Here is a 9149-nt window from a genome sequence, read left to right as displayed (position 1 = left end):
TTTGAAGTTTTGTCGGTGCATTTAGATTCTTTTGCACCAGTATAAAAACTAATAGCAAATAGTGCTGCTGTTTTCCCAGATATAACTTTTATATATTTTTTGAGATTTGTCTTTTTTACATATCTGATATTATGTTGTATTATTTCACCCATACATATCTTAGATATGGCCTTTGAAATGTCTTTTAGGTTCTCTGTGGAATAATTATATGATGCTAGCATTATAAAACATTGGCAAAACAGAAAATCTCCAATATACACTGCATATTCTTTACTATATTTGTGTTGCACCGTTTCTACGCCCCGCCTAAGTTTAGATTCATCTACAACATCATCATGAACGAGCGTAGCCATATGCATCATTTCTATGGCCGCTGCTAGATTATGCATTTTATCCTTGTCATACTCTCCAAATTTTGATGCCAGCAGTAAAAAAGCAGGTCTTAACATCTTTCCCTCTGCGTTAACTAGTGGAGAAATAGCTTCATCAAACTCTTTTTCACTGGATTTCACGTTATCTACAATTATTCTTTTTATATCTTGTAACTCTTCTGTAATATGAGGGTAACTTTCCCATAATTTACTCATTTTATCACCTATGTCCAATTATTTTTGAAGTTTTAATGGTGTGAAGGTAATCACTACTAATTAAATATTCCACTATAATATCAAATGTCCTTTTAAATATTTTTAAAAGGACATTTGTTTTTTAAAAATTCAATTTTAACATATGTTTATTAATCAACATATAGATAAGATTTTTTAACCCATCCTATCTTCTTCCAGTATTTCTTTAAAATTGGTAGTACATAATAATCCATACCAAAAGTACTTCCTGATCCACCAATAAGAGCTACTCCAGCGGCTAAGTACCATAACATCTCAGTAGGAGCCATTCCTGAAGTCCATATCATCATACCCATAGCAATTGATGTAAGTGAAGCAATTGCACTGAATAGTCCAACTATCAGTAATAATCCTACCACTATTTCTGCAAGTACCATACCTGTTTGGAAAACTGTAGCTAAACCTGTATATCCACCGTCTCCTGTATAGAAGAAAGTATCCATAGACCATTTAACTATTTTTTCAATAAACTCTGGCACCGGTAAAGATACCACCGCCGCTGCCGTAGCATCTGCTGCGCCTTCAACTGCCTCTGTTGCAGCACTTGCTCCATCAACTATAGGAGCGGGTATCAAGAAAATTTTTGTAGGATCCGCTAATATTTTAGGTAATTTCGCAAGTCCTTCAGATAGCCACATGTAACCAACGAACATTCTTAGTGGTACAAGCCAAAAATTTGGAGATGCCTTTGAAAAATAACCACCCACAAGACTCCTATTGTCTTTAACATGGAAAATTTCATGCATTAAGTATGACCAAGCTTTATTAAATCCAGCAACCTGAATGAAATATACAAGGTTTATAAAGTGTTTAACAAATAATGCAAAGAATCCAGATAAACCAAAGAAATTAGTTCCTGCTCCAACGTTTGCTACACCATATTTACCACCTATACATACCATTACACCATGGAACGAAGGTTTATAGGATTTCTTTTCTTTGCTGCCGTTTATATCGCTATGAATATTATGTGCAATTATAGGGGCAGATTGTTCTGCGTTTTCAACCATCTGAGGAATTGGTCTTTCCTCACCTTCAGGAATGAAGAAAATATTATCACCAACAATATATACATTTTCATATTGTTGAGATTGCAACTTATCGTTGGTAACTATTCTTTTTCTTCCCTTTTGTTCAATATCCATTTTGCCTACAATGTCAGAGCCTTCAACACCAGCTGCCCATATTACTGTGTCGGCATTAATGGTACCCTTGTCTCCCATTGTAACAGAGTGCTCTGTTACTTCTGTAATACCAGAACCAGTAATAATTTGAACATCTAATTTAACAAGCCTTCTTTTAGCTTTTTCAATTAACTTATCTGGTAAGTTTGGTAGAATTTTAGGTAGTGCATCTACTACATATAACTTTACCTCTTCTTTGTCTATATAGAAATCTTCACATAGTCTGTCCTTCCACTCAGCAAGTTCACCTATCATTTCAACCCCTGTGAACCCACCGCCAACTACAACAAAAGTTAACATGTTTTGTCTTTTTTGTTTATCTGTTTCTTTTACCGCTTTTCTAAACATTTTAAGAATATGCTCTTTTAACTCTACAGCATCTTCATATGACCATAATTTACGTGCATATTCCTCTGCCCCTTTTGTCCCAAAGTAAGTAGGCTGACACCCAGTACCGATAACCAAGTAATCATATTCATACTTATTACTATCAGATTTCAATACATTGTTTTTAAAATCTAAATCAGTTATTTCATCTAATACAACCTCTACTTTTCTTTTGGCAAATATTTTCTTTAGGTCTATTCTAATTGAATCCTCTGAAACTCTTCCTGCTGCAACTTCATGAAGCTCAGTAAGTAAAGTATGATACGGCTTTCTGTCAATAAGGGTAATTTCTACATTAGTGTCCTTTTTAAATTTCTTAGCTAGGTCTTTCGCTGTTAATACTCCACCATACCCCCCGCCAAGTACTACAATTCTTTTTTTATCACTCATATTACATCTCCCTAAGTTTATTAATTATTCATGGAATTATTTTCATAAGAATAATAGTTATAAACTACTAAACTATATTATCATTAAAAACATTATCTTTAATGAATCAAATACGTTGTTAACATTTCATTTAATATTACTTTTTTCACTATCTTAGTTAAAATTTTATCACAATTTCTTAAATTATTCATCATAATAAGCTATTTGGTCATATATATTACATTTTGTTAATTTAGTTCATGAAAATACTTTTTATATTATTACCTACAATTGTTAATATTTATTTACAACATACCAGGTAAGTGTTATAATCACTGCGTTGTTTACATTTCATTACAGTACTTTATAAAAAGTATATCTTATATTTCACTTTCTTTCAGATTCTTAATCTATTGTTAATAAAAACTTAAATTAATATAGATAAATCGCTATTGGAGGTACATAATGAAAAAAAAATTTTTAGTATTTGTATTAGTATTAATGGTCTCAATAAGTATATTTGGGTGTTCCAATAAGAAAGAAGAAACAGGTTCTGAATCAATTAAAACTCTAACTATTGGTGTTATGCCAGATGTAGACTCTCTTCCATTTATTATAGCTCAGCACAATGAGTATTTTAAAGAAGAAGGTATTCAGGTTAAAATAGAGCACTTTAAAAGTGCAGCCGACAGGGATACCGCCCTTCAAACTGGAAAAATAGATGGTGCAATATCTGATATGCTTGCCGTAGTGTTTTTCAATGATAGTGATTTTGACGTTAAAATCACCTCAAAAACGGATGGTAGCTTTAAACTTATTTCCGGAAAAGATTCTGGCATTGCTGAAATAGAACAATCTATAGGAAAATCTATAGGAATTTCTAAAAATACTATTATAGAATACTTAACAGATAGAATTATGCAAGCTTCCAATATAGACATAACCTCACCAAAAAAAGTCTCAATACCAAAGATACCTACTAGACTTGAGATGCTAAATAATGGTAGATTGGATATGGCTACATTACCGGAACCTCTCGCAAGTGCTGCAATATCTACTGGTGGTAAGCTTGTAAGTAGTTCTGAAAAACTCGGCATAAATCCCGGTGTAATGTTGTTTACAACGGATGCAATAAACTCAAAACCTGAAGAGATAAAATCGCTTTACAAAGCTTATAATAAATCCATTAAATTCTTAAAAGAAGAAAAAACAGAAAGCTATATTGATTTCGTAATTGAAGAGGCTGGTTTTCCCGAAACTGTAAAAAAAACCTTGACTCTTCCAGATTATTCAGTGGCTTCTATGCCCTCTGAAAAAGAGCTAGAAGAAGTTTTAATCTGGCTTAAATCTAAAGATTTAACTACTAATGATTATAAATTACAAGATGTATCAAATAATTCATTTATAAAATAACTGCTTATTTATTAAATAATGCACCATAGATTAAAATATGACCTCTTTCTAACTATGGATGGAAAGAGGTCATATCATTAGTTAGATTAATTAATGATCCTTTTGTATCATTTTTATAATTAGACCAGTTAAAGATTCTTTCTCTTTTTTATTTGCAACTTCGAAGAGTTCCTTTAAAAGACGTTGTTCCCTATTTTCCGGGTCCACGTTAGAGGATAGAAAGTCTCCTATTTTTGAACCCAGGTTTGTTATTGTATCCTCTGATAGACCTACTTTTTTACCCACAGATATCGCATTATATAATGTTTTCTTCCATTTATCAAAGTCTTCAATTAATTTATTGTCTAAATCCATTTTTACACCTCCACATGTTATATAATTATTATTAACATAAAAGAAGAAAAATATTATTCGCATTAAATATAAAGAAAGGACGTTTTTATATGAGTAGATATTTTAATGATAAAGAAGTAGAATTATTAGCTCCAGCAGGAACCTTTGAAATATTTGAAAAGGTTATATGCAGTGGTGCCGATGCTGTATATTTTGGTGGCAAGAAATTAAATATGCGTATGCATAGAAAAGACTATAATTTATACAATGATGAAATAGAAAAGGCCATTGCTATTGCACATTCCCTAAGCAAAAAAGTTTATATAACAGTAAATAATCTTTTAAGTCAGGATGATTTAAAAGATGCGGAGGAATATCTAAGATTCTTAGATAAAGTCCAGCCAGATGCACTAATTATTCAAGATTTTGCTATACTAGAATTAATCAATAGTTTAGATTTAAATTTAACTCTCCATTCATCGGTTATGATGAATGTCCATAATTTAGAAACTATTAAAGCTCTGAGGCAGAGTGGAATTACTAGAGTTGTTGCCTCTCGGGACATGGATTTACGATCCATAAAAAACTTACATAACCAAACCCCTATGGAATTCGAATATTTTGCTCATGGAGATATGTGCATTGCCCATGGTGCTCAATGTCTATATAGTGGCATGCTGTTCGGAAAAAGTAGTAATAGAGGGCTTTGCATGAAGCCTTGCCGCTGGCATTTTACAATGAAAAAAGATGGCCTAGTTTATCCTACAGAATATCCAATGGCTGTTAAAGATATGTATATGTATGAGCATCTGCCTGAAATGATTGAGGCTGGTATCTTATCCTTTAAAATAGAAGGTAGAATGAAGGATGCAGATTATCTAGTTACCATGATTAACTATTACAGTGATGCTATAGATAGATATATAGAGGATCCTATTTGCTATGATAGAAAAAAAGCTGCAAAAAATATTTATGAAACTCGAAAAAGAGACATATCTACTGGCCGTGCCTTTGGCAAACCAGGGCTCTCAAATATTAATAGACGTTATGAAGGAACTGGAATATTTTATAGTCACGGTAAAGTTTTCAGTAAGCCTGTAGAGGAAACTGAAATTAGCAAAGAAAGAATATCAGAAATAAAAACGCTTTTAAAGGGAGATATTTCTATAGCTCGCGTACCTAAGTTAAGTGTTAAGGTAAATTCCTACGCGCAAGCTAGAGTTGCAATTGAGGAAGGTGTAGACCGAATTTATTTATCTGGAGAAGTTTTTCAGCCAAATCATCCCTTTTGTAAAAGTGAAATACTAGAATTAACCAAAGACAAAAGAAATACAAAGGTATATCTAGGATTTCCAAGAATGATGCTTGAAGAAGATTTTTCAAAATATAATCAACTGCTTAAGGGAAATAATTTAGGTCTTGATGGCTTAGTTGTAACAAATTTAGGTGCTATCAATAAATTTAAATCTCTAGGACTTGAGCTTATTGGTGATTACTCACTAAACATTTATAATCACTCTGCTGCAAATTTTTATGAAAAGCAAGGTTTATCTATTGCAACTCTTTCTGTAGAAACTCCATTACTAGATGCTAAAGAAGCTATTACTAAATCCTCAATCCCTATTGAAATAATAGTTCATGGATCACCAGTAGTTATGTATATGGATCATAATTTATATGAGAATATTAAAATCTCAGAACCTATAGGCCAGGCGGATAATTCTAACGTTCCTAACAATGTACTAGTTTTAGTTGATGAAAAAAATCATGAACACCCAGTTTACATTGATAACAATGGCAGGAATCATATGACGCTTTATAAAGAGCTTTGTTATCTTCCATTTTTGAAAGAACTTAATGATATTGGCGTAAATAATTTTAGAATCGAGGCCTGTCATTACGATACTGATAACCTACGAAAAATTTTGTATATTTACAGAAAAGCCATTGATGATTTAACTGTATGTGAAGATTTATTCCATTCGCTAGATCAGGGTACTTGTGGATTTACTCTTGGGACTTTTCAATTCAATTAATCTAGGAGGCAACATAATGTTTAAATATATAGGACCAGAAAAAATAATTCAAAAGAAAAAAGAATTTCTTTTTCCTTGCTCACATCATTTTTATAAAAGACCCCCTCAAATTGTTAGGGGAGAAATGCAGTATTTATTTGACTCAGAAGGCAAAAAATATCTTGATTTTTTTGCAGGTGTTTCTGTTATTAATTGCGGTCACTGTAACCCTGAAATTTCAGCTGCAACAATAGATCAAATGAAAACTCTTCAACATACAAGTATTATATATTTAACTGAGCCAATAGTTACTCTTGCTGAAAAACTTTCATATGTTTTACCTGGAGATATTGTACATTCTTTCTTCTGCTGTACTGGCTCAGAGGCTAATGAAGGTGCTCTTTTACTTGCTAGACTTTATACAGGAAGAAATGAGTTTATTTCTTTAAATAATAGCCTACATGGTAGAACTTATTTAACTATGAGTGTTACGGGACTCCCTATGTGGAGAGCAGACCCTATGCTATCTGATTGTGTTACCTTTGTTCCTAATTCTTATAACAGTGATAAAACTCTTGAAGAAGCAGCTAAAGAATCCTTTGAAGCTATAGAAAAGGTGATTGAGAATAAAAAACCGGGCACAATTGCAGCTTTAATTGCAGAACCTATACAAGGTAATGGAGGCATTATAACTCCACCTAAATGGTACTTCAAAAAAATAAAAACACTGCTTTCAAAACATGGTATATTACTTATCATAGATGAAATTCAAACAGGATTTGCTAGAACGGGCAAGATGTTTGCCATAGAGCATTACGATGTAGTTCCAGATATAATTACAGTGGCAAAAGCTCTTGGAAACGGGACCCCTATATCAGCCTTCTGCACAAATGATAAAATTGCTACTGCGTTTACAAAAGCTTCTGCCTCTACCTTAGGTGGAAATCCAGTAGCATCAAGCACCGCCATAGCTGTGCTTGACTACATCAAAAATAATGATTTATGTTCGAGCGTAGAGAATTTAGGAGTCAAATTAAAAGATGGCCTTCTTAAGCTTAAGGAAAAGTACCCATTAATTTATGATGTTAGAGGTATAGGCCTTATGTTAGGTGCAGAGCTAGTACGCGAAAATGGTGAACCTGCCTGCGAGGAAACTGACTTTATATTAGAGATATTAAAAGATGAAGGTATTCTTTTAGGTAAAAATGGACCTGGTAGAAATGTTCTAGCTTTCCAGCCACCTCTTGTTATAATAGAAAATGATGTGGAATTAGTTCTTAACAAATTGGATTTAGCTCTTAATAAGCTGATAAATTAAGTACAAAAATGGATATAAAAGAAACCTCTACAATATTTTACTTGTAGAGGTTTCTTTTAATTATATATTATGAATTAACAACTTCCTTTGTATCTCTTGCTATCATTAATTCCTCATTGGTAGGAATTACAAATACTTTTACTGTTGAATCTGCTGTACTTATTTCCGCAGCTTTACCTATAACATTATTCTTTTCCACATCTATTTTAACTCCTAAAAACTCTAATCCTGCGCAACAAGCTTCCCTAGCTTTAACTGAGTTTTCCCCAACGCCAGCCGTAAATATGATGCAATCCACGCCACTTAAAGCACCAGCATAAGCACAGATAAATTTTTTAACTTCATAGTGAAAAACATCCAAAGCCAGTTGTGCTCTATTATTGTTCTTAGCTGCATCCCAAATATCTCTAAAATCACTGCTTATTCCAGAAATACCTAAAACTCCAGATTTTTTATTCATTAAATCAGTTACTTCTTGTGGTGATAAATTTAGTTCTTGCATTAAAAAGGTTATAATTGATGGGTCTATATTCCCTGATCTTGTTCCCATAGCAATACCTGCAAGAGGTGTAAATCCCATACTCGTATCAATAGATTTACCATTTTTAATTGCATCAATACTTGCTCCATTTCCTAAATGACAAGAAATAATTTTCAAATCTTTTATATCTTTATTCATCATCTCTGCAGCCACTTGAGAAACATATTTATGAGAAGTTCCGTGGAATCCATATTTTCTTATCCTGAGATCTTCATATAATTCATATGGCAGTGGATAAATATATGCATACTCTGGCATAGTTTGATGAAATGCTGTATCAAATACTGCCACCATTGGGGTACTTGGCATAAGTTCGTTGCAACAATTAATTCCAGTAATATTTGCTGGATTATGAAGTGGAGCTAATTTCGAACAATCTTCTAATGCTTTCATTACTTTTTCGTCAATTAATACAGATTTAGAATAGTATTCTCCACCATGAACCACTCTATGACCTACCGCTTTAATTTCATCTACACTTTTAATTACTCCATTGATTTCATCTATAAGTGTTTTAAGGACTAATTTAATTGCATCTTTGTGATCATCCATTTTTTGTTTTACTATATATTTTTCACGGCCTTCTACCTTTTGAGTTAAAACAGAGCCTTCACTACCAATTCTCTCAATTAAACCTTGTGCTAAACATTTTTCATCTTCCATATTAATAAGTTGATATTTTAGTGAAGAACTACCACAGTTAATAACAAGTATTTTCATAAAAATCCCCTCCTGTATATTATTCGCTTAATTTTTCTATTTTTGCCTATTTTGTATATCACATAACATACACAAATTAATCTAATTGAAGACATAATCAAAGTTTTTCCTATAAGTTATAGATTATAATATAATTCTTGCACAAAAACCAAGTCCTAATGCTAAGACTTGGTTTTTATAGTATTTACCTGTTTGTATTCATGAATAATGAAATATAATTATTACATATCTTTAGGCTTAATA

General features: G+C 32.3%; 7 protein-coding genes. 3 read left to right on the top strand and 4 right to left on the bottom strand.

The genetic code is table 11. The annotated features are described in order from the left end of the window. Both ACJAX4_RS19280 and ACJAX4_RS19275 read right to left on the bottom strand, forming a co-directional pair. Positions 1-587, bottom strand: a 587-nt coding sequence (locus ACJAX4_RS19280; protein ID WP_435791063.1) for a polyprenyl synthetase family protein, incomplete at its 3' end; no start/stop codon positions are given. 149 nt (positions 588-736) lie between these two features. Further along, on the bottom strand, positions 737-2587 hold the full coding sequence (locus ACJAX4_RS19275; RefSeq protein WP_435791062.1) for an FAD-dependent oxidoreductase: 1851 nt from the start codon (positions 2585-2587) through the stop codon (positions 737-739). A 444-nt stretch (positions 2588-3031) separates the two neighbouring features. Here ACJAX4_RS19275 and ACJAX4_RS19270 point away from each other — a divergent pair, with 444 nt between their 5' ends. Next, on the top strand, positions 3032-3979 hold the full coding sequence (locus tag ACJAX4_RS19270) for an ABC transporter substrate-binding protein (protein ID WP_435791061.1): 948 nt from the start codon (positions 3032-3034) through the stop codon (positions 3977-3979). A 90-nt stretch (positions 3980-4069) separates the two neighbouring features. On the opposite strand, the gene ACJAX4_RS19265 is transcribed toward ACJAX4_RS19270, so the two are convergent. Further along, positions 4070-4333: a DUF3243 domain-containing protein gene (locus ACJAX4_RS19265; protein WP_435791060.1), complete on the bottom strand. Its 264-nt coding sequence runs from the start codon at positions 4331-4333 to the stop codon at positions 4070-4072. A gap of 89 nt (positions 4334-4422) precedes the next feature. Between ACJAX4_RS19265 and ACJAX4_RS19260 the strand changes: the two genes are divergently transcribed. Continuing rightward, a complete protein-coding gene (locus tag ACJAX4_RS19260; protein WP_435791059.1) occupies positions 4423-6348 on the top strand; it encodes a peptidase U32 family protein in 1926 nt (641 codons plus the stop codon). A gap of 16 nt (positions 6349-6364) precedes the next feature. Beyond that, a complete protein-coding gene (locus ACJAX4_RS19255; protein WP_435791058.1) occupies positions 6365-7645 on the top strand; it encodes an aspartate aminotransferase family protein in 1281 nt (426 codons plus the stop codon). Positions 7646-7712: 67 nt separating this feature from the next. Here ACJAX4_RS19255 and ACJAX4_RS19250 read toward each other — a convergent pair whose 3' ends face one another. Beyond that, positions 7713-8906 (bottom strand): acetate/propionate family kinase, encoded by a 1194-nt coding sequence (locus ACJAX4_RS19250; RefSeq protein WP_435791057.1) that lies wholly within the window; start codon positions 8904-8906, stop codon positions 7713-7715. Positions 8907-9149 lie beyond the last annotated feature (243 nt).

The organism is Clostridium sp., from assembly GCF_051278035.1.
Classification (GTDB): Bacteria; Bacillota; Clostridia; order Clostridiales; family Clostridiaceae; genus Clostridium_AD.
Note: the sequence above shows the minus strand (reverse complement) of the source record. Positions and strands in the feature narration are given on the sequence as shown.

What these genes read in the sequence shown, in the direction of transcription:
- ACJAX4_RS19275 (WP_435791062.1), bottom strand. Translation starts at nt 2,587, where the DNA reads ATGAGTGATAAAAAAAGAATTGTAGTACTTGGCGGGGGGTATGGTGGA.
- ACJAX4_RS19270 (WP_435791061.1), top strand. Translation starts at nt 3,032, where the DNA reads ATGAAAAAAAAATTTTTAGTATTTGTATTAGTATTAATGGTCTCAATA.
- ACJAX4_RS19265 (WP_435791060.1), bottom strand. Translation starts at nt 4,333, where the DNA reads ATGGATTTAGACAATAAATTAATTGAAGACTTTGATAAATGGAAGAAA.
- ACJAX4_RS19260 (WP_435791059.1), top strand. Translation starts at nt 4,423, where the DNA reads ATGAGTAGATATTTTAATGATAAAGAAGTAGAATTATTAGCTCCAGCA.
- ACJAX4_RS19255 (WP_435791058.1), top strand. Translation starts at nt 6,365, where the DNA reads ATGTTTAAATATATAGGACCAGAAAAAATAATTCAAAAGAAAAAAGAA.
- ACJAX4_RS19250 (WP_435791057.1), bottom strand. Translation starts at nt 8,906, where the DNA reads ATGAAAATACTTGTTATTAACTGTGGTAGTTCTTCACTAAAATATCAA.